Annotated in this window: 26 protein-coding genes; 12 read left to right on the top strand and 14 right to left on the bottom strand. The window is 62.4% G+C overall.

Annotated features, from left to right (window positions below):
• Positions 1 to 34: 34 nt before the first annotated feature.
• A complete protein-coding gene (locus NKJ26_RS05810; RefSeq protein ID WP_352694404.1) occupies positions 35 to 637 on the bottom strand; it encodes an HD domain-containing protein in 603 nt (200 codons plus the stop codon).
• Between the two features lie 133 nt (positions 638 to 770).
• Between NKJ26_RS05810 and cysE the strand changes: the two genes are divergently transcribed.
• Both cysE and NKJ26_RS05800 read left to right on the top strand, forming a co-directional pair.
• Positions 771 to 1619: a serine O-acetyltransferase gene (gene cysE / locus NKJ26_RS05805; protein ID WP_352694402.1), complete on the top strand. Its 849-nt coding sequence runs from the start codon at positions 771 to 773 to the stop codon at positions 1617 to 1619.
• Between the two features lie 148 nt (positions 1620 to 1767).
• A complete protein-coding gene (locus tag NKJ26_RS05800; protein ID WP_027028195.1) occupies positions 1768 to 1971 on the top strand; it encodes a DUF3126 family protein in 204 nt (67 codons plus the stop codon).
• A 51-nt stretch (positions 1972 to 2022) separates the two neighbouring features.
• Here NKJ26_RS05800 and NKJ26_RS05795 read toward each other — a convergent pair whose 3' ends face one another.
• Positions 2023 to 2754 carry a hypothetical protein gene (locus NKJ26_RS05795; protein ID WP_352694400.1) on the bottom strand — a complete coding sequence of 244 codons (732 nt, stop codon included), beginning with the start codon at positions 2752 to 2754 and terminating at the stop codon, positions 2023 to 2025.
• Positions 2755 to 2875: 121 nt separating this feature from the next.
• Here NKJ26_RS05795 and NKJ26_RS05790 point away from each other — a divergent pair, with 121 nt between their 5' ends.
• Positions 2876 to 3217 carry a DUF6949 family protein gene (locus tag NKJ26_RS05790; RefSeq protein WP_352694398.1) on the top strand — a complete coding sequence of 114 codons (342 nt, stop codon included), beginning with the start codon at positions 2876 to 2878 and terminating at the stop codon, positions 3215 to 3217.
• An 18-nt stretch (positions 3218 to 3235) separates the two neighbouring features.
• Positions 3236 to 3763: a gamma carbonic anhydrase family protein gene (locus NKJ26_RS05785; protein WP_352694396.1), complete on the top strand. Its 528-nt coding sequence runs from the start codon at positions 3236 to 3238 to the stop codon at positions 3761 to 3763.
• Between the two features lie 138 nt (positions 3764 to 3901).
• Here NKJ26_RS05785 and NKJ26_RS05780 read toward each other — a convergent pair whose 3' ends face one another.
• The 3 genes from NKJ26_RS05780 to NKJ26_RS05770 form a co-directional block, all read right to left on the bottom strand.
• Positions 3902 to 4510, bottom strand: a complete 609-nt coding sequence (locus NKJ26_RS05780) for a transglutaminase-like cysteine peptidase (RefSeq protein WP_352694394.1) — start codon at positions 4508 to 4510, stop codon at positions 3902 to 3904.
• 272 nt (positions 4511 to 4782) lie between these two features.
• Positions 4783 to 5400 (bottom strand): PilZ domain-containing protein, encoded by a 618-nt coding sequence (locus NKJ26_RS05775; protein ID WP_352601928.1) that lies wholly within the window; start codon positions 5398 to 5400, stop codon positions 4783 to 4785.
• Between the two features lie 120 nt (positions 5401 to 5520).
• Complete coding sequence (locus NKJ26_RS05770) at positions 5521 to 6153, bottom strand: PAS domain-containing protein (RefSeq protein WP_352601926.1); 633 nt, start codon at positions 6151 to 6153, stop codon at positions 5521 to 5523.
• Between the two features lie 386 nt (positions 6154 to 6539).
• Here NKJ26_RS05770 and NKJ26_RS05765 point away from each other — a divergent pair, with 386 nt between their 5' ends.
• Both NKJ26_RS05765 and NKJ26_RS05760 read left to right on the top strand, forming a co-directional pair.
• A complete protein-coding gene (locus tag NKJ26_RS05765; protein WP_352694391.1) occupies positions 6540 to 7316 on the top strand; it encodes a rhomboid family intramembrane serine protease in 777 nt (258 codons plus the stop codon).
• A gap of 86 nt (positions 7317 to 7402) precedes the next feature.
• The gene (locus tag NKJ26_RS05760) at positions 7403 to 7834 is read left to right on the top strand and encodes a CBS domain-containing protein (RefSeq protein ID WP_027028210.1); all 432 of its coding nucleotides are present in this window, start codon (positions 7403 to 7405) and stop codon (positions 7832 to 7834) included.
• 49 nt (positions 7835 to 7883) lie between these two features.
• Here the strand turns inward: NKJ26_RS05760 and NKJ26_RS05755 are convergent, their stop codons facing one another.
• Positions 7884 to 8141 carry a YjhX family toxin gene (locus tag NKJ26_RS05755; protein ID WP_027028211.1) on the bottom strand — a complete coding sequence of 86 codons (258 nt, stop codon included), beginning with the start codon at positions 8139 to 8141 and terminating at the stop codon, positions 7884 to 7886.
• A 281-nt stretch (positions 8142 to 8422) separates the two neighbouring features.
• Here NKJ26_RS05755 and gatB point away from each other — a divergent pair, with 281 nt between their 5' ends.
• The 3 genes from gatB (at position 8423) to NKJ26_RS05740 (ending at position 10864) form a co-directional block, all read left to right on the top strand.
• The gene (gatB, locus tag NKJ26_RS05750; protein WP_352601921.1) at positions 8423 to 9922 is read left to right on the top strand and encodes an Asp-tRNA(Asn)/Glu-tRNA(Gln) amidotransferase subunit GatB; all 1500 of its coding nucleotides are present in this window, start codon (positions 8423 to 8425) and stop codon (positions 9920 to 9922) included.
• A gap of 2 nt (positions 9923 to 9924) precedes the next feature.
• A complete protein-coding gene (locus tag NKJ26_RS05745) occupies positions 9925 to 10416 on the top strand; it encodes a GNAT family N-acetyltransferase (protein ID WP_352694388.1) in 492 nt (163 codons plus the stop codon).
• Between the two features lie 103 nt (positions 10417 to 10519).
• Positions 10520 to 10864: a VanZ family protein gene (locus tag NKJ26_RS05740; protein ID WP_352694386.1), complete on the top strand. Its 345-nt coding sequence runs from the start codon at positions 10520 to 10522 to the stop codon at positions 10862 to 10864.
• Positions 10865 to 10900: 36 nt separating this feature from the next.
• On the opposite strand, the gene panC is transcribed toward NKJ26_RS05740, so the two are convergent.
• Together panC and panB are read right to left on the bottom strand one after the other, a co-directional pair.
• Positions 10901 to 11752, bottom strand: a complete 852-nt coding sequence (gene panC / locus NKJ26_RS05735; protein WP_352694384.1) for a pantoate--beta-alanine ligase — start codon at positions 11750 to 11752, stop codon at positions 10901 to 10903.
• Positions 11749 to 12591 carry a 3-methyl-2-oxobutanoate hydroxymethyltransferase gene (gene panB, locus NKJ26_RS05730; protein ID WP_352601913.1) on the bottom strand — a complete coding sequence of 281 codons (843 nt, stop codon included), beginning with the start codon at positions 12589 to 12591 and terminating at the stop codon, positions 11749 to 11751. The genes panC and panB overlap by 4 nt, the downstream gene beginning before the upstream one ends.
• Before the next feature lie 234 nt (positions 12592 to 12825).
• Here panB and NKJ26_RS05725 point away from each other — a divergent pair, with 234 nt between their 5' ends.
• From NKJ26_RS05725 to NKJ26_RS05715, 3 genes are all read left to right on the top strand, one after another.
• The gene (locus tag NKJ26_RS05725; RefSeq protein WP_352601911.1) at positions 12826 to 13224 is read left to right on the top strand and encodes an NADH:ubiquinone oxidoreductase subunit NDUFA12; all 399 of its coding nucleotides are present in this window, start codon (positions 12826 to 12828) and stop codon (positions 13222 to 13224) included.
• 120 nt (positions 13225 to 13344) lie between these two features.
• Positions 13345 to 13905 (top strand): DUF2155 domain-containing protein, encoded by a 561-nt coding sequence (locus NKJ26_RS05720; protein WP_352694381.1) that lies wholly within the window; start codon positions 13345 to 13347, stop codon positions 13903 to 13905.
• A 76-nt stretch (positions 13906 to 13981) separates the two neighbouring features.
• The gene (locus NKJ26_RS05715) at positions 13982 to 14374 is read left to right on the top strand and encodes a hypothetical protein (RefSeq protein ID WP_352694379.1); all 393 of its coding nucleotides are present in this window, start codon (positions 13982 to 13984) and stop codon (positions 14372 to 14374) included.
• A gap of 3 nt (positions 14375 to 14377) precedes the next feature.
• Here NKJ26_RS05715 and aat read toward each other — a convergent pair whose 3' ends face one another.
• From aat to NKJ26_RS05685, 6 genes are all read right to left on the bottom strand, one after another.
• Entirely contained in the window at positions 14378 to 14995 is a 618-nt protein-coding gene (gene aat, locus NKJ26_RS05710) for a leucyl/phenylalanyl-tRNA--protein transferase (RefSeq protein ID WP_352601905.1), read from the bottom strand.
• A gap of 12 nt (positions 14996 to 15007) precedes the next feature.
• A complete protein-coding gene (gene accC, locus NKJ26_RS05705; protein ID WP_352694377.1) occupies positions 15008 to 16351 on the bottom strand; it encodes an acetyl-CoA carboxylase biotin carboxylase subunit in 1344 nt (447 codons plus the stop codon).
• Positions 16352 to 16360: 9 nt separating this feature from the next.
• Complete coding sequence (gene accB, locus NKJ26_RS05700; RefSeq protein ID WP_352694375.1) at positions 16361 to 16819, bottom strand: acetyl-CoA carboxylase biotin carboxyl carrier protein; 459 nt, start codon at positions 16817 to 16819, stop codon at positions 16361 to 16363.
• Between the two features lie 26 nt (positions 16820 to 16845).
• Entirely contained in the window at positions 16846 to 17280 is a 435-nt protein-coding gene (aroQ, locus tag NKJ26_RS05695) for a type II 3-dehydroquinate dehydratase (protein WP_352694373.1), read from the bottom strand.
• A gap of 148 nt (positions 17281 to 17428) precedes the next feature.
• Positions 17429 to 18232, bottom strand: coding sequence for a DsbA family protein (locus tag NKJ26_RS05690; RefSeq protein ID WP_352694371.1), 804 nt, complete (start codon positions 18230 to 18232; stop codon positions 17429 to 17431).
• An 86-nt stretch (positions 18233 to 18318) separates the two neighbouring features.
• Positions 18319 to 19710 carry a M48 family metalloprotease gene (locus tag NKJ26_RS05685; protein WP_352694369.1) on the bottom strand — a complete coding sequence of 464 codons (1392 nt, stop codon included), beginning with the start codon at positions 19708 to 19710 and terminating at the stop codon, positions 18319 to 18321.
• Positions 19711 to 19777 lie beyond the last annotated feature (67 nt).

Genomic DNA, 19777 nt, shown 5'->3' with positions numbered 1-19777 from the left:
GTCCAGCGTTGGAGTTCGAACCGAGCGGCGTTTTCTATCCGGATTCAAGCGCCGCCAGCGATCTCGCCAGGTTTCGCTTGGCCCGCGGCTCGAAGCGCCGACGAAATTCCTGCGTGTGGAAGATGTGGGGGCGGGCGAGGAAGGTCTTCAGCACCGCGGCCCGGCCGGCCCGCCACAGCGGCTCCTCCACCCAGTCATATTCGCGCCGGACCGCGCGCTCATAGGCGTCGAAGGCATCTGGCGCTGCACCCAGGACCGACAGGTCCATGTCGAGAAAAAGACTGGCGTCGCGGGCCGCCGCCGCGTCGTCGATCCGCGGCAATTGGTGCGTGGCGGTGGCGAGGATCATCGCGGTGATGCGGCTGAGGCGCTCGGGGTCGGCGCGGCCTGCGAGCCTTTCCTCGGCAAGGGCGGCACTTTGCGCCTCATTGTCCTTGGCCTTGCTGTCATAGATGGCGTCGTGGAACCAGATCGCCGCTTCGACGGCTTCGGGATCGGCAAGCAGCCCTCGATAGTCGTGAGCCAGCGCCAGCATCGCCTCGATATGGGCCAGGTCGTGATAGTGGCGGCCCTCGGCCAGGTAGAGAGCCGAAAGCTCGCTCTTCAGCGCGTTGTCGATCAAGATTTCGTTTTCCATCGCAGCTTGAATTCCCGAGAACCAAATCCATTTGACAGATCACTAAGGAAAATTGAGTTCAATCGTGCTATGATCTGGCTTATACGTGCGGCCGGACAACAGGCAAGCCGGCAGGACGCAGGACGAGACGTCGATGAACAGCATCAGTATTTCCCGCCACAAGGCGTTGCAGCCGGTCGATCCGATCTGGCGTTCGATCCGTGACGAAGCGATGGAAGCGGTCAATCGCGACCCGCTGCTGGCCGCATTCCTCTATTCGACGATCCTCAACCAGGACAGTCTGGAAGAGGCGGTCATCCACCGGCTAGCCGAGCGGCTTGCCCATCAGGACATCGGCTCCGATCTCATCCGCCAGACCTTCAAATCGATGCTGGCCGACGACAAGGAATGGCCGACGACGGTGCGCGTCGACATCCAGGCTTATTACGATCGCGACCCGGCCTGCGATCGTTTCATCATGCCGGTGCTCTATTTCAAGGGTTTCCATGCCATCCAGACCCATCGGCTGGCGCATTGGCTGTGGAACCAGGGCCGCAAGGATTTCGCGCTCTATCTGCAGAGCCGGTCGTCTTCTGTCTTCCAGACCGACATCAATCCGGCCGCGCGCATCGGCAAGGGCATCTTCATCGACCATGCCACCGGCCTCGTCGTCGGCGAGACGGCGGTGATCGAGGACGATGTGTCGATCTTGCACGGCGTGACGCTGGGCGGCACCGGCAAGGCAGGCGGCGACCGCCATCCCAAGATCCGCTATGGCGTGCTGATTGGCGCCGGCGCCAAGATTCTCGGCAATATCGAAATCGGTCACTGCTCCAAGATCGCCGCCGGATCGGTGGTGCTGTCGCCTGTGCCGCACAACAAGACGGTTGCGGGCGTGCCGGCCCGTGTCGTTGGCGAGACCGGCTGCGATCAGCCCTCGCGTCAGATGGACCAGCTCCTGCCATCCCAGAGGATGGACCAGGTGGTCAGCTTCGATATCTGACACCGCCCGGCGCATTGCCTGGCATCATTGCGATTGGCCGGCGGCGGTGCTGCTTCCGGTGCAATAAGGCCGGCTTGCCTTTACATCGCCATTGTCGACGTGCCAGAAGCGCCGTTCAAACGAGCAAGCCCGATGATCGGAGAAGACTTTGAAGCCGGACGAAATCAGAAAGCTGGACGCCTATTTCAAGCGCGTCTTCCAGAATCCCCAACTTGTGGTCAAGGCGCGACCGCGTAAGGAAGATTCGGCAGAAGTCTATGTTGGCGACGAATTCCTCGGCATCGTCTTCAAGGACGAGGACGACGGCGACTACAATTTCTCGATGGCGATCCTCGACATCGATCTGGCCTGAGCCAGCAGGCCTCGGCTGGCCGGGTCCGCGTCGAACGCGGCCGGCCCTTTCTCAGTGTCCTGTCCTCAGGATGCGCTTGGCCTCGGTGGCGATCGCGGCGTCGAGCGCCTGCCAGTTGCCAAGAAACTCTTTCGGGAAACGATAGGTGAGGCTGAGATCCTCGCCAACATGGATGTCTCGCTCGCAAGGCGCCAGCGAGTCCCCGGCACTCGGGCCGCTCAGGCAGCGGGCCACGAAGGGATCCTCGCCAGGGCGCTTGCCGACGATCAGCACCTCGTTCACGTAACCTGATTTCTCATTGAAATCGTAGACCGTCGTGCCGCCAGGCCCCGGAATGCCGGGCTGGACGATCAGCGCGCTGTAGATCGGCGCGAAACGGCCGCTCATGTCGCGCGACATCATCTGCTGTTCGAAGGACAGAAAGATGATGCTCCTGTTCGTCCCCATGTGATTGAAATCATCGCGGGCAGCTTCGCTGTAGCCGTCCATCTGCGGATAACGCAGGTAAAGGTCGAGTCGCGAAGCGATGCCGTCCCGCCGCGCCTGGTCGAAACGGATGACGTTTGCCGGCACGGCGATGACGTTGTTGCCGATCACCACTTCCCGCATCGTGGCGTCGTCGGTGTAGCCGGCCATTGCGATCGAATGGCCGAACCATTTGCCGCCAAGGCTGATCGCGACCGACAGCAAGGCCAACGCCGCGAAGGCGTAGAACACCCGCTTCATCAGCATCGAATCGACCACGGTGAGTTCGGGGCCGTCGGCGATCGCTGCCTGCTTCATCTCGGTCCTCGGATACCGGCCGCCCGCCTTCGGATGTCCCGTGACGGCACGCATCGCACGGCACGGCTCTTGCAGCCTTTGTGAAACGACTGTGCGATTTCATGGTAAATGGAGGGTTAAGATGGGCTCGCTCGAAATCACTCTGTTTGCTTTTGTCGTCGGGCTTACGGTTTGCGGGCTGGCGGGCTCGACGATGGAACTGATCGCGGGCCGAAGGGTCGCCTTCGCCGAGCCCTATGTGTCGCCGTCGCATGTCCTGCGCTCGCTGCTCGCCACGGCTTGCGCCGGGCCTTTCATGCTGACCAACGATGCCCTCGACGCCCGCCGCGCCGGCCGCATTTCGGCTGCGATGCTGATGTCATGCGGCTGCACGGCGATCGCCTGGGCCTTGGCGCTCGGCACCGTCATGCTTGCCATTGCATCATGGACGGTCGCTCTCCTAGGCTCCGGCATTCCAGCCTGAGACGAATCGGAGACCGACATGCCGCTCTATGCGATCGATGGAACAGAGCCGAGCTTCACGGATGCGGACTCGAACTGGATCGCGCCCGACGCGACGCTGATCGGCAACGTCAGGGTCGGCCGCAATGCCGGCTTCTGGTTCGGCGTCGTCATCCGCGGCGACAACGAGCCCGTTGTCATCGGCGCCGATACCAATGTCCAGGAACATACGGTGATGCACACCGACCCCGGTTTTCCGCTTACCATCGGGCAGGGCTGCACCATCGGCCACCGTGCCCTGCTGCATGGCTGCACGATCGGCGACAACAGCCTGGTCGGCATGGGCGCGATCGTGCTGAACGGCGCGAAAATCGGCAGGAATTCGCTGGTCGGCGCCGGCGCCCTGGTCACCGAAGGCAAGGAATTCCCCGATAATTCGCTGATCGTCGGCTCGCCGGCCAAGGTGATAAGAACACTGGACGAAGCGGCGGTCGAAAAACTGCGCGGTTCGGCGGCGCATTATGTCGCGAACGCCAAGCGCTTCAAGGCGGGGATGAGGGAAGTCTGAGGTCACCAGAAATGGTGGAGCCGGCCCGGGGACGGGGCCGGCTCCTTTGACCCGGTCGTTGGGGACGGGGAGGGTGGGGACTCGACCGGGTTTCTCCTTAAGCGCCGCCTTCCTGGCACGCGCTTGACCTGTCTCACATTAGCGGACGCTGGCGACCGCGTCGGAGCGGCCGTCATTGATCGTCACCCAGACACCGGAATTCTGGTCCGACTGGCGCTTGAGATAGGTGTATTCGGTGTCCGTCCAGGCCAGCACCCTGGTTTCCAGATTGTCGAGAATGAACTCGCCGAGGCTGGTGCGAACGGTCAGCACCGCATGACCGTCGCCGTTCGGCTGGCGCGCAACGGTCATCAGCAAATTGCCGGCCGGCACGCCGGCATCCATCAGTTCGCGGCGCTTTTCCAGCGCGTAGTCCTCGCAATCGCCGTATCCATTGTCGGGATACGCCCAGTACTCCTCGACGCCGAAGCTTTCCATGTCGGTGCGCGGCTGGACGCGGGTGTTGACCGAATTGTTGATGCTGACGATCGTCGCCCAAAGCTTGCGGGTCAGTTCGACCGGCGCCCCCTTTGGGGTCTTCTCGCTGCATTCGCCAGCTATGCGCTGGCAGAATTCATAATGGCCGACAGGCTGGGTGGTCCGTCCGCCGGTGTGCATATAGACCGGTCCCGCGGCATATGCTGATCCCCACGCGGAAAGCTGCATCGCCATTGCAATCAGCAACAGCTTGCCTTTCGTTCTTTTCATTGTTCAGTCTCCCCGTTCGAAGGAGACATTGCCATAGGTGGATTTATTCGACGCAAAAGCGCGAAGTAGATTTTAAGTAAAACGCAGATAGAATAAACGTAAAATTTGAATTATTTAAGTGTAGAATTGTTTGGATCGCCCGACGCTCCAGCCTAAAGGCTCGGCCCCGCGCTGTCCCGGCGTAAGGCGGTCCTGACCTGGCGGAACGGCCCCGAAAAAACAAAAAAACCGGCCGCGAAGGCCGGCTTGATGGGGCGTATTTTCCGAGCCGGTCAGGCGCGCGGCGTGTTGAATTCGGAATCGAGCGATTCGGGCCGCTGGATGACGGCGAATTCGATGGCGACGCCATCCTCGAAATGGCGGACGATCTGCCCGCGCATGGTGCCGAGCGTGACCTGGACACCAATCGCCGGCTTGACGTCGATCTCGACAGCGGCGCCGGAAAGCGACAGGTCGATGATCCGGCACTGATACTGGCGGCCGTCGGTGAGCTGCAAGACGCTGGTCGGATTGCGTGGCGCGACGCGTTCGTGGCGGCGGTCTTCCGGCAGATCGAGCTCGTGCTTGTTGGCGAGCCATGTCAATTGCGCGGCAAGCTTGTCCTTCTTGCGGTCGGACGCGATCACGGTCATGGCGAAACCGTCCTGGAGCGTGCGTGTCACGACCCCTTCGATGCGGCCGATATGATCGATGTAGGCGATGACCTTCTCGCCAGGCATACCGATGCGGTCGGTGCGAAACGCGACGTTGCCGGGCGACATGTCGACGACCTGGCAAGGATGTTCGGTGCGGTCTTCCAGCATGAAGCGCCCGTATATCTTGACCCGGACGCGCTGAAAGTTACGCCTTTCAGCTTGGGACGGCGCGTAGTCGACCGCCGCTGACCTCATGACTGCCTGCACCTCGTTTGGCATTCCCTCGCGTCGATGCGAAGGAACTTCATCGCAGAACTACAACGAAGCGGGTTAACAAAGGGAAAAAACGAGGTGCCGATCGCGCGAGATCGCTAACTATTCCTCACGTCCGCCGTCGAAGACGACGAGATGGCGAATGCGGCGCGCGCGGCCGAGCGCCGAGATCGTTTCGGGCGCCTCGATCTCGTCGGGAACGAGGGAGGGAACCTCGATCGCAGGACGATTGTTCAGGAGTTCCTTTTCCGGATCGATGACGCGGATGGAATCGATCAATGCATCGGTGATGGGGTCGGCACCCAGCCAGAATGGTTTCTCCGCGGCGCTGATCACGCCAAGGCACCGCGGATTTTCAACACCGCCGTCGAGCGGCAAGGCAAGTAGTTCGAACCTGTTGGAACGGCCGTTGCGACTGAAGCCCTCGAAGATCATGAGCACCACGGATTTCTGGTCGAAAACGCCTTGAATCAGCCGCGAGACCAGCCGCTGGTCCTTCTCGCGCCACAGCGACGGGAACGAGAATCCCTTCAATTCGCGGCCGTAACAGGCGCAGAGCCTGGTGCCGGCGAGGCGGAACACGGGCTGTCCGCGCGTGTCCTTCTCCAGGATGAACGTATCCGCCAGCAGCGACTTGATGTCGGCCGGCTCGACTTCCGATCGCTTCGGAGCAGGGCGTCCGTCACGCAGGCGGTTCCAATAGTGGAACAGCGTGATCGATCCGTTTTGGTTCATGCTATGCAGCTCCGCGCATTCTGCCGTCTGATGTCCCATCGGTGAACAGAAGGGCGCCCTCCGATGACTTACATGCGTTGCGGAGCAGGAAGCGTGCCAGCGTCGTTAACACTTGTTCACGGGTCGGGGCCGTTAAGGTTAACAACTGGTTTACGTTGCGCCAAAACGAGCCTTGTGGCACATAAAAGCCACTCCAGAAGCGGTCGTTTCGCGACGACCGGCAGCACTTCAGTCAAGAGTTTGGGGAGCAGGGGGCTCGACCAGCCGTTCAAGGGAAACCTTGGACGGCTTTTTTTTGATTCGCGTCGGGGCGATTCGCCGTTTGCGGTTCCGGTGGCGGTGATCTACATGCTCGCGGGCCGAACCAGCACCGAGTGCGATTGCAGATGAGCGAACCGGTAAACCCTTCCGAGAGCGAACAGTCCGAAGCCGAGCAGGCTGAGAACTCGCCGCCGCCGCCGGCGCGGGAGCCGGTGTTCAACCTGCCGCCGATTGTGCTGGTGGTGATGGGCATCTGCGTAGTCGTCTATCTGCTGCAGCAATATGTGCTGAATGAAACGCAGCAGATGACGCTGCTGTATGACGGGGCTTTCATCCCCGTCCTTTACACCGGAGAATACGGCTTCGATTGGTTCCTGCTTTCCCGGCCTTTCACCTATGCCTTCCTGCATGGCGGCTTCGCTCACATCGCCATCAACATGGTCTGGCTTGCGGCTTTTGGTTCGCCGTTAGCAAATCGTTTGGGCACGCTCTGGTTCGCGCTGTTTTTCGCCCTGACCGGGCTGGCTTCCGTCGCGCTCTTCTGGGCGTTGCATCCGCTCGGAGAGGCGCCGCTGGTCGGTGCCTCCGGTGCGATCTCAGGCATGATGGGTGCCGCGGCGCGTTTTGGTTTCCGCACCGACCGCTCGGCCGGCAAAGCTGCCTTCGCCGGACCGGTGCTGCCGATCGCAATCGTGCTGCGCTCGCGTGGCGTCATGACGTTCCTTGCCATGTGGATGATCATCAACCTCGCCACAGGCCTGCTCGGCTTTGCGCCGGGAATAGAGGGCCAGATCGCCTGGGAGGCCCATATTGGCGGCTTTGTCGCCGGCTTCTTCGGCCTGCGATGGTTCGACCGGCGATGGCAGGCGTCCGAATGGGAGACCTTCGACCACCGCACTTGAAATGCAACCGAACGCGGCGCACGATGTTCATTCTTAGGTGAAAGCCGGTCAGGCAGGAACCGGCAGGCGAAGCAGAGGAGGACGCCATGACGGTTAAGGCCATTCTTGAGCAAAAAGGCCATGACGTGTTGACGCTCGGGCCGAACGAAAAGCTTAGCGAAGCCATTCGCATCCTGTCCGAGCACAGGATCGGGGCGCTTGTCATCACCAATGGCGATCGCAAGATCGTCGGCATCCTGTCCGAGCGCGACATCGTGCGGGTTGTCGCGCGGGAAGGTGCCGCCGCGCTCGATATCGCCGTGCGCTCGGCAATGACGCCGAAGGTGAAGATCTGCAACGAGAACCACACCGTCAACGAAGTGATGGAGATCATGACCCGAGGCCGCTTCCGCCATCTGCCGGTGGAAAAGGACGGCCTCCTCGACGGCATCGTCTCGATCGGCGACGTGGTTAAGCGTCGCATCGAGGACGTCGAGCGCGAGGCCGCTGAGATCAGGGCCTATATCGCCACCGCTTGAGCGGTGAAAGGAACCGCCGGCCGGAGAACCGACCGGCGGAACCCACATTCTATCTGTTGTCCAGTTCGGAACGGACGAGTTCGAGCCCGCGCCGGGTGATGCGGTAGGGACCGCCACGCGACGAGGAGACCGCCTTCTTCCGTTTCAGCTTTCGAAACAGGTCGAGATCGACGCCCGGGTAGTGCCAGCCATCGCGGGTCAGGCATTTGACGGAGGCGATCCGCTTTTTGTCGTTCTTTTCGATTTCTATGCGCCCGCCCTGCGCAAGCAGGTGCAGAATGCGCTGTTCTATGCGCGAAATATCCATGTGAGAGTTTCCGGGAAAACAAAAAAGCCGCCGCCGCGACGTTTCGCGGCACGGGGTTTTCAGGTTTTTCTGCCCTGCCTCGCTACGAGGTCAGGGCCTTACCGGGACTGAGCGTAAGTGGACATCCACTCTCCATTGGGATGGATGTCCTGTAAGCGAAAGCGGTTGAAAAGGCCAGCGCGCGGCTTTGCGCTTGTCTCGCCGTGCGGTTTGCACTAGCGAAGGCCAACATCCAAATTCGCGAAAATCCCAATTCTCGCGAGCTAGAACCGCAGGCCGCCATGAGCATCATCGACACCCGCACGCCCGACGCAAAACGCCTGATCCCCGGCGCCACCGGCGACTGGGAGATCATCATCGGGCTTGAGGTTCACGCGCAGGTGACGTCGGAGGCAAAGCTGTTTTCCGGCGCCTCCACCGCTTTCGGTGCCGCTCCCAACGCCAATGTCAGCCTGGTGGACGCGGCGATGCCCGGCATGCTGCCGGTCATCAACGAGGAATGCGTCAAGCAGGCGATCCGCACCGGCCTTGGCCTGAAGGCGCAGATCAATCACAAATCGGTTTTCGATCGGAAGAACTACTTTTATCCGGATCTACCGCAGGGCTACCAGATATCGCAGTTCAAGCAGCCGATCGTCGGCGAAGGCACGGTGATCGTCTCGGTTGGCCCCGACCGCCAGGGCGAATTCGAGGACATCGAAGTCGGCATCGAGCGGCTTCATCTGGAGCAGGATGCCGGCAAGTCGATGCACGACCAGCATCCCACCATGTCCTATGTCGACCTCAACCGCTCGGGCGTGGCACTGATGGAGATCGTCTCCAAGCCCGACATGCGCTCGGCCGACGAAGCCAAGGCCTACGTCACCAAGTTGCGCACCATCGTGCGCTATCTCGGCACCTGCGACGGCAATATGGACGAAGGTTCGATGCGCGCCGACGTCAACGTCTCGGTGCGCAAGCCCGGCGGCGAATTCGGCACGCGTTGCGAGATCAAGAACGTCAATTCGATCCGTTTCATCGGCCAGGCCATCGACTATGAGGCGCGCCGGCAGATCGCCATTCTCGAGGACGGCGGCAAGATCGACCAGGAGACGCGGCTGTTCGATGCCGTCAAGGGCGAGACGCGTTCGATGCGCACCAAGGAAGAGGCGCACGATTACCGCTATTTCCCCGATCCAGATCTGTTGCCGCTGGAATTCGACGAGGCCTATGTCGATGCGCTGGCAAGGGAGTTGCCGGAACTGCCTGACGCCAAGAAGACCCGGCTGATCTCGTCGCTCGGCCTGTCGACCTACGATGCCTCGATCCTGGTCTCGGAGAAGCCTATCGCCGACTATTTTGAGAAGGTGGCCGCCGGCCGCGATGGCAAGCTCGCGGCCAACTGGGTCATCAACGATCTGCTCGGCCAGTTGAACAGGGCTGGCAAGGGTATTGAAAATGCCCCGGTTTCACCGGATCAGCTCGGTGCCGTCATCGACCTGATCAAGGACGGCACCATTTCCGGAAAGATCGCCAAGGACTTGTTCGAGATCGTCTGGAACGAGGGTGGCGACCCGCGTCAGCTGGTCGAGAGCCGTGGCATGAAGCAGGTCACCGACACCGGCGCCATCGAAAAGGCTGTCGACGAGGTCATCGCCGCCAACCCGGACAAGGTCGAGCAGGCGCGCGCCAAGCCGAGCATGGCCGGCTGGTTCGTCGGCCAGGTGATGAAGGCGACCGGCGGCAAGGCCAACCCGCAATCGGTCAACGACCTCGTCAAGGCCAAGCTGGGCATCGAGTAGCGGTGTTCGTCCGCACCGCCGGAGAACGCGACCTTGCTGCCATTCGAGCGCTGCTGGTCGAAACCTGGCACGCGACCTATGACGCCATCTACGGTGCCGAACGGGTCACCGCGATCACCGACGAATGGCACTCGATCGCCTCGCTGAAGGTCCGGCTGACCAGACCGAACAGCGAATTCCTCGTTGCCGATGACGGCAAGCGCATTGGCGGTCTGGCCTTCGCCGAAAGCATCGATGGCGGCAAATTGGTCGTCCTGAAGCAGCTCTACGTGCTGCCGGACCTGCAAGGGCGGGGCATCGGCGGCATGCTCCTCGATGAGATCATCGAAAGCTTCCCCGAGGCCCGCGCCGTCCGCCTGGAGGTGGAGGAGCGGAACACGCGCGCCGTCGCCTTCTACGAGGCGAACGGCTTCCTGCGATCCGGCGATGGCGGCGAGCACATTGGCGCCTTGGGAGAACCGACGCTCGTCTACCTCAAGCCCCTTGCCGGCTGACCGCTGGATCCAGCCCATCTCTGGATCACCTTCGCGCTAGCGGCGATCCGTATGCGTCATCGCTGCATTTGCTGTGCCGGCTTGCGAAGGGTATGCAAAGGACATGATCAAACTGTCCCGCATTACTGCCTCGGCGCTGCTAGCCATCATCATTTTCGCGACCTTGTCGCCAATCCAGCTGCGGCCACACATCGCCGAGGCGAATGTCGAGCGCGCTCTGGCTTATGTGCTGTTGGGCTTCGCCTTGGCGATCGGCTTCCCCCACCGCCTCTATCAAGCAGCGATCTTCGTGATTGCGACCGCCGGCGTGCTCGAACTGCTCCAGATTATCGACCCTGGCCGCCACGCGCAGTTTGTCGATGGGCTCGTGAAAGCATTGGCCGGGATTATTGGAATCGCCGTTGGGCAATTATTCGTCAGGACCAGCGTGCGAAAAGAAGAGAGCTAGGCACGGCAGCAAACCGCGTCGGTGGAATGACCACGTCTAGGCGGAGGGAATTTCCACATTGTCGATCAGCCTGGTGTTGCCGAGCCATGCCGCGGCGAGCAGGCGTCCCGGCCTGTCCTGGCGCCACGGCGCGAGCGTCTGGGTTTCGCGGGCCTCGACATAGTCGACTTTCTGGAACCCCGCCGTGATCAGGGAGCGGTTGGCCTCGTTGATCGCGTCGATCCGGTCGCTGCCGGCCGCCAGCGCCAGCGCCGCCTTGCGCAGGATCACGTTGAGCTGGCGGGCGATTCCGAGCTCGGCCGCGCCGAGATAGGCGTTTCGCGACGACATGGCGAGGCCATATGCGTCGCGAATCGTCGGTGCGCCGATGATCTCGACCGGCAGGTCGAGATCCCGGCAGAGTTGCCTGACGACGCAAAGCTGCTGGTAGTCTTTCTCGCCAAAGACCGCGCAGTCCGGCGTCGCCTGCAGGAAGAGCTTGGCCACCACCGTGGCGACCCCGTCGAAAAAGCTGGGGCGGAAGTCCGATTCGAGCCCGGCGGAAGGGCCGCCCACCGAGATCCGGGTGGCAAAGCCGGCGGGATACATCTCGCCTACCGTCGGCGTGAAGGCGAGATCGGCCTTGGCCGTCGCCAGCTGGTCGAGATCCCGGGCGAGCCGGCGCGGGTACTTGTCGAGGTCTTCCGTTGGCGCGAATTGCGTCGGGTTGACGAAGATCGACACGACGCAGCGATCCGCGCTTTCGAGTGCGATCCTGACCAGCGACAGATGCCCGTCATGCAACGCGCCCATGGTCGGCACCATGGCGACGCGGAGGCCCTCGCGGCGCCAGCCGCGGACCTGCGTCCGAAGAGAGGCGACGCTATCGACGACGATCGGCCGGCTCATGCGTCATCCCTGCTGTTTGCGGCCGAAAAGACATGGCTGGGGCCAGGAAACGTCCGGCTTCGCACCTCCGATGCGTAACGTTCTGCGGCATGCGCGATCACGCTGCGCAGGTCGGCATATTCCTTGACGAATTTCGGCACACGGTCGACGGTCAAGCCCACCATGTCGTCGATGACCAGGATCTGGCCATCACAGTCGCCGCTGGCGCCGATGCCGATGGTTGGAATGGCGATGCGGCGGGTGATCTCGGCCGCGACCGCCTCGATGGTGCCTTCGATGACCACCGAGAACGCGCCGGCTTGTTCCACGGCGAGCGCATCGGCCAGAAGGGCCGCCACGTTCTCGTCCGTGCGGCCCTTGATCTTGTAGCCACCATCCTTCTCCACCGATTGCGGCAGCAGGCCGATATGTCCCATGACCGGAATGCCGGCCTCGGCGATCGCCGCGATCTGCCGCGCCATGTCGACGCCGCCCTCGATCTTGACCGCCTGGCAGCCGGTTTCGCCCATGATGCGCCGCGCCGAGGCAACGGCCTGCGTCGCCGAATCCTCATAGGTCCCGGCCGGCATGTCGACGACGACGCAGGCCCTGGCCGAGCCGCGCATCACCGCTTTCCCGTGCGCGATCATCATCTCGATCGAGGCGCCCAGCGTCGTCTCATGGCCGTGCAGGACCATGGCGACGCTGTCGCCGACCAGAAGCAGGTCGACATGCGGATCGAGCAAGCGGGCGACAGGATAGGTGTAGGCCGTGAGGCAGACCAGTGGCGTGCCGCCCTTGCGGCGGCGAATCAGATCGGCGCCGATGCGAATGTCGGTGGTCGGCAATTCCGTGGCCAATCGTCACCTCCGTCGGCCCGCAACCAAGTGGGTTGGACATGCTGAGCGGGCGCGCAGAGCTTTAGAAAGACCGCCAGGGGTTGGCAAGCACGCATCCTGCCACCCGGAAAGATCACAGGCTTGTGTCGAATTCCCGGCAAGCCATTTCAGCGCTTCCTCCGGCAAGACCCTTGCCTTCCCCGAGGCCTGACGCCATAAGCAGGAAACGGGCGCTGCCGGCGCGAGGGTTCTGAGATGAAGACTTTCCTTACGCAGTTTTTCACCTGGTGGAACAGCCAGACGCTGGGAACGCGCCTGCACACCTGGCGCCATGGCAAGAAGGTCGGCCAGGACGAGATGGGTAACGTCTATTACGAGGGCGGCGTCGATTCGGAAGGCCGCACGCGCCGCTGGGTCATCTACAGCAACTATTCGGAAGCTTCGGCCATCCCGCCCGGCTGGCACGGCTGGATCCACCACCGTGTCGATGCCGCGCCGCCAAGCGACGACTACCGGCCGCGCGACTGGCAGAAGCCGCACCAGCCAAATCTGACCGGCACGCCGGCAGCGTACCGCCCGAAGGGCTCGGTACTGACCAATCAGCATCGCCCGCAGGTCACGGGCGATTACGACGCCTGGACGCCTGGGTCATAACGGCAAGGTGGGTGCCGGTCCTTTATCGCCACAATTGGTGTTTAGCTGCTTGCTGATCAGAAAACGGCGACTAGCCTTGGTCAACAGAATCACCCGGGCACGAACCACCGGTACCTTTGCATGAGCTTTTTCAGCCTGACATCGATGGGCGGCCTGACGTTGGCCGCCAGCCTTGCCGTCGGCACCGCGGCCTTTGCCGCTTCGCCGGAACCCGCCGCACCGGCGCCGGCGACCCCCGGGGCATCGGAGCGCATCACCAATCCGGTTGCCGAGTTTGCCGGCATCGACAAGATCACCGGCCGCATCATCACCTTCGACGTCTATATCGACGAAACGGTGCAGTTCGGCGCTTTGCAGGTGACGCCGCGCGTCTGTTATTCGCGGCCGCAGAACGAGGAGCCGAAGACCGATTCCTTCGTCGAGGTCGACGAGATCACGCTCGACCGCAAGATTCGCCGCATCTTCACCGGCTGGATGTTCGCCGAAAGCCCTGGTCTCAACGCTGTCGAACATGCCGTCTATGACGTCTGGCTGAAAGAGTGCAAGCAGAAGTCCGACGTACCGGCGCCCGACGCCGCCAAGGCTGACGCGACCAAAGCCGATGCTTCGAAGCCGGCCGCGGCCACGCCGGACGTTGCACAGCCCGATGCCACGGAACCGGATACCACCGGCGCCAACTGATCCCCTGGAACCGCCATGGCCACCACGCGTTGGGGCCGGTGACGACCGCGCATGGATGCGCCGGGAGGACAATCCGATGTCGGACAGCAAACGGATCACGGCCAACAAGGCGGAGTTGCTGGAAATCGAAAAAGGCTTCTGGACGGGTGACGCGGCCTATTACGCGGCCAATGCGGATACCGAATGCCTGGTGGCATTTCCGCAACTGGCAAAAGCGATGGACAATGCCGATCTCGCCAGGACGGCGGCCCATCCCAACCGCTGGCGCGATCTCGACATCGAGCTCAAGGGAATAATCGAGCCGGGCAGCGACATCATCATGCTGACCTATGAGGCGCGTGCGACACGCGAGAATGGCGAGCCTTACGCGGCGCTTGTCAGCACCGGCTATGTTCATCGCGCTAACGGCTGGAAGATGATGTTCCATGCGCAGACGCCGATCGAGACCGCGGCCCGCAAGCGAGCTTGATCTTTAGGGAAAGAAAACCGCTTCACCCTTCAGCGCCTCGGCCAGCATCTTCTCATATTTGCCGCGCGGCACATCGACGGCACCGAAGCGCTTGAGGTGCTCGGTGGTGAACTGCGTATCGAGCAGCGCGAAGCTGCGTGCCTTCAAGCGCTCGACGAGATGCACGAGGCAGATCTTCGACGCGTCCGTTTCGCGCGAAAACATGCTTTCGCCGAAAAATACCCGCCCCAGCGATACGCCGTAGAGGCCGCCGACCAGCCGGTCCTGGCGCCAGGCTTCCACCGAATGGCAGTGGCCGATGCGATGCAACTGCACATAGGCCTCCCGGATCGGCGCGTTGATCCAGGTCGAGCGCCGCTCTTCCCGCCGCTCCGCGCAAGCGTCGATCGTCGCCTCGAAATCGAAATCGAAACGGATATCGAACAGGTTCCTGCGGATTGTCTTCTTCAGGCTTTTCGGCGTGTGAAAACCGTCGAGCGGAATGATGCCGCGCGTCTCCGGCCGCACCCAGAACACCTCCGGGTCACCGGCACTTTCGGCCATCGGGAACACGCCCGAGGCATAGGCCTTGAGCAAGAGGTCGGTGGGAATGCGATAGCCGGGCGCGTAGGGACGGGTCATCGCGCCTCCGCGCTATTCGCCTTTGGCCAGGTATTTTTCCAGCCAGTGGATGTCGTAGTCGCCATTGGCGATGTCGGCATTGCCGACGAGATCGCGAAACAGCGGCAGCGTCGTCTTGATGCCGTCGACGACGAATTCGTCCAGCGCCCGGCGCAGCCGCATCATGCATTCGACGCGGTTGCGCCCATGCACGATGAGCTTGCCGATCAGGCTATCGTAGTAGGGCGGGATCTTGTAGCCGGAATAGACCCCGGAATCGACACGGATGCCCAGACCGCCCGGCGTGTGGAAATGGCTGATCGTGCCGGGCGAGGGGGTGAAGGTGCGTGGATCCTCGGCATTGATGCGGCATTCGATGGCGTGGCCGTTGAACTTGATGTCTTCCTGCTTCACCGAAAGGCCGCCGCCCGAGGCGACGCGGATCTGCTCGTGCACGAGGTCGATGCCGGTGATTGCTTCCGTCACCGGATGCTCGACCTGCAGGCGCGTGTTCATCTCGATGAAATAGAACTCGCCATTCTCGTAGAGGAACTCGATCGTGCCGGCGCCGGAATAGCCGAGATCGGCAATGGCCTTGGCGCAAATGCCGCCGATGCGGGACCGCTCCTCGGCGTTGAGCGCCGGCGAATTGGCCTCCTCCCAGACCTTCTGGTGGCGCCGCTGCAGCGAACAGTCGCGCTCGCCGAAATGCACGCCGCGGCCAAAGCCGTCGCCGAACACCTGCACTTCGATATGGCGCGGCTTTTGAAGGTATTTCTCGATGTAGACGGCGTCGTCGCCGAAGGCGGCACCGGCTTCCGTGCGTGCCGTCTGCAGGGCGACTTCGAGGTCGGCTTCGGTGAGCGCCACCTTCATGCCGCGTCCGCCGCCGCCGGCCGATGCCTTGATGATCACGGGATAGCCGATCTCGGCGGCGACACGCTTGGCTTCCTTTTCCTCGGTCACGGCACCGTCGGAGCCCGGCACCACCGGAATGCCGAGGCGCTTGGCTGTGCGCTTGGCCTCGATCTTGTCGCCCATGACGCGGATATGATCGCCGGTCGGGCCGATGAAGGTGATGTTGTGCGCGGCCAGGATGTCGGCGAACTTGGCGTTTTCCGACAGGAAGCCGTAGCCGGGATGCACGGCGTCGGCGCCGGTGATTTCGCAGGCCGCGACGATCTGGTGGATGTTGAGATAGCTGTCGCGCGACGGCGGCGGCCCGATGCAGACGCTCTCGTCGGCGAGCCGCACATGCATGGCGTCGGCATCGGCGGTCGAATGAACCACCACCGTCTGGATGCCGAGTTCCTTGCAGGCTCGTAGCACCCGAAGCGCGATTTCGCCGCGATTGGCGATGAGGATCTTCTGGAACATCCGGTCGCTCTATTCGATCACGACGAGCGGCATGCCGTACTCGACCGGCTGCGCGTCCTCGAACAGGATCGCCGTCACCGTGCCGGCGCGCGGCGAGGGGATCTGGTTCATCGTCTTCATCGCCTCGATGATCAGCAGCGTCTGGCCTTCCTTGACCTTCTGGCCGACTTCGATGAATGCCTTGGCGTCCGGCGACGGCGCAAGGTAGGCGGTGCCGACCATCGGCGAGGCTACCGCGTTCTTCGACACATCGGCCGCTGCCGGGGCTGCGGCGACGGCAGGTTGGGCTGCTGCCGGCGCATAGGCCGCCTGCGGTGCCGCGATTGCGTGGACGGCCGGCGCCTGCCGCGACACGCGTACCTTCAGGTCGCCCAGTTCCACCTCGATCTCTGTGAGATTGGTGTCGTTCAGTATGCCCGCCAGATCGCGGATCAGCTGTTGGTCAACACCGGTCTTCTTTATCGACATTTTCGAGCCTTCTGTTTGTTGGCCGGTCATAGGCGTGCGGCCAGCGCTTGCAGCGCCAGCGTGTAGCCGAGCGGCCCAAAACCACAGATCATGCCGACAGCGACCGGCGCGACCATGGAGACGTGGCGGAACGGTTCCCGGGCATGGATGTTGGAAAGATGAACTTCGGCGACCGGCAGCGGGGCGACGGCGCGGATGGCGTCATGGATAGCGATCGACGTATGGCTGTAGGCGCCCGGATTGATGACGATGCCGGCAGCCTTGTCGCCGGCCTCGTGGATCCAGTCGACAAGATCGCCCTCGTGGTTCGATTGGCGGAAATCGATCTCGAGCCCAAGCGCCGCGCCTGCCTGCTTGCAATCGTCGGCGATGGCGGCAAGCGTCTTGCCGCCATAGATACCCGGCTCGCGCTTGCCGAGCGCGTTGAGATTGGGACCGTTCAGGACGAAAACCGTTTTCAAAAAATCAGAACCTTTCCCGGCGCCGGCATCAAGCCGGCGCGCTGGGCCCCTCTATAATGGGCATAGTCGCCCGCGGAAAGAGCGCAAGTGCGTTCTTTCACTGTCCACAACAGGCGGAAATGCGCCTGTGAAGGAAAGTTGCGGCTGATCAAAGCGCGGCTTTCGCCGCCTCGATCTTTTCGGCCAGCACCTCCTGCCCGAGCGCCCCGAACACCACGTCGTTGCCGACGACATAGGACGGCGTTCCGGTGATCGCCAGCTTGTTGGCGAGATCGAAGGTCTTGGAGAAGGCCTGGGGGATCGACGGATCCTTCATCTTCTCGCGCAGTGTTGTCTCGTCGGCGCCGAGCGAAAGCGCGATCTTGATCGCCGCCGCCTCGGTGGCGCGTCCCTGGCCGCCGAGCAAGGCATTGTGGAACTCGCCGTATTTTTCCGGCTTCATCATGTGGAACGCCATCGAAACGACGCTCGCCTTCTGCGAATCCGGCCCCAGGATCGGGAATTCCTTGAGCACGAAGCGCAGATCCGGATCGGACTTGGTCAGCGCGCGCATGTCTTCGATGGCGCGTTTGCAGAAGCCGCAATTGTAGTCGTAGAACTCGACGATGGTGACCTTGCCGTTCGGATTGCCGACGACGCCGTCGAAAGCGGAGTTGAAGATCTGCTCCTTGGCGTCCTTGATGACGCCCAGATGAGCGATGCGCTGCTCTTCCTTCTGCTTGGCCTCGAGCGCGTCCTGGACTTCGAGCAGCACTTCGGGGTTCTTCAGCAGATAGTCGCGGATGATCCCCTCGACTTCGCTGCGGTCGATCTTGGTGTCGGCCGCAGCCAGCTGGACGGGCTGCGCCGTGTCTGCCTTTGCGGTCTGCGGATTGCCGGCCACGAAACCGAAAGCCAGCATGGCAAGGGCTACAGCAATCCCCGTGGTGCCCAACAGCAGTGCCTTTTTCATCGTTTTCGTTCCTTTTGCCTGTTTTCTTGCGTGTTTTCTGGCCCGGTAAGTCTGGCTTTGTCTCAGCGGGCGGCCGGAAGGTTCACTTAGGTCTTGCCTGACGGCTTGTAGTTTATGATGTCCTGGGCGCGAATCCAGCGCGGTTCGCCGCGTTTCATCTGCTGCTGCGCCCGCATGGCAAAGATTTTCGCATCCTTGTAGCTGCCGGAATAGAAATGAGCCTCGGCAGTGGCAAGCTCGGCACCGGGTATGTCGCCCAACTCGCCATAGGCCTGCGCCAGATAGCGGTATCCGACGGAATTTTCCTTGTCGCGTCCCAACCCGTTGTTGATCTGCACGACGGCTTTCTTCAGCGATTCGGGCGTACCGATCGCCATCAGCGCCTGGCCAAGGGAAACCGGCAGCAAGCCTGATCGCGCGGGATCGAGGCTGACCGCCTTGGCATAGGCGTCGGCGGCATCCTTGGGCTTGTTGGCCTTCATCAAAATATCGCCGCGCAATTCCTGGAAATAGGCGTTTCTGGGCTGCGCCTTGATCAGCGCGTTGGTCTTGGCCAGCGCGGCGGCGATATTGCCGTAAAGATAGGTCGACTGGGCGTCGCCATACTGCGCGGCGAGGCTGCCCTGCATCTTTCGCATCAGCCGCGACGCGGCGGCCTGGCCTTCCATATAGACGGCGATCTTGACCCGCACCATGTCATGACGTTGCTGCAGCGCCGGCGGATCGACCTTGTCGACGTCCGGGCTCTGTTTCACCAGCACTTCGAGGTTGGCGATGCGGTCCTGCGGCATCGGGTGGCTGATCCGGTAAGGATCGACCTGCGCTCCCGACAGCGACAGCGCGCTCTGGAAACGGTGGAACGTCTTCAGCATGCCCATGCCGGACTGGCCCGTGGCGTTGAGATATGTGATCGCGGAGCGATCGGCGGTCATCTCTTCGGTGCGCTGATAGGCCAGGATGCTGCGTTGCGCCATCTCGCCGCCGCCGGCCGCCACGCCCATGCCGGCGCCGGCAAGGCCGCGGCTGTTGGTGGTCGCACCGGCGACCATTGCCCCGGCGCCGAGCAAGGTGGCGATGATCGCCATCGTCTTGGCGCGTTCGAGCTGGTCACGCAGTTTCTGCTGGTGGCCTCCCGCGATATGGCCGGCTTCGTGCGCGATGACGCCGATGATCTCATTGGGTGTCTCGGCCGTCATCAATGCCCCGGTGTTGATGAACAGCCGGCGTCCGGTGACGAAGGCGTTGAAGCTGGAATCGTTGACCAGGACGATGTCGATGCCGTCATTCGCCAGTCCGGCGGCCTTGAAGATCGGCCGTGCGTAGTCGCGCACCAGGGCCTCGATCTCGGCATCGCGTATTACCGGCACGCTCTGGGCGAAGGCGGTTACGGAACTTGCCACCGCAACGGCAAGGCCAAGCGAAAGCGTCGCGAAAACGCGCGCTATCCCGGCAATTGTCGATCTGGGTCGGCTCAACATGATGTGTCCACTGGTAGACGAGCGGGCGAAAGATGAAAAGTCGGCACCGGAAACTTCCTCAAACTTG

Source organism: Mesorhizobium sp. M0152 (assembly GCF_040322415.1).
Taxonomy (GTDB): domain Bacteria; phylum Pseudomonadota; class Alphaproteobacteria; order Rhizobiales; family Rhizobiaceae; genus Mesorhizobium.
The sequence above is the reverse complement of the archived record's forward strand: the minus strand, read 5'-3'. Positions and strand labels throughout refer to the sequence as shown.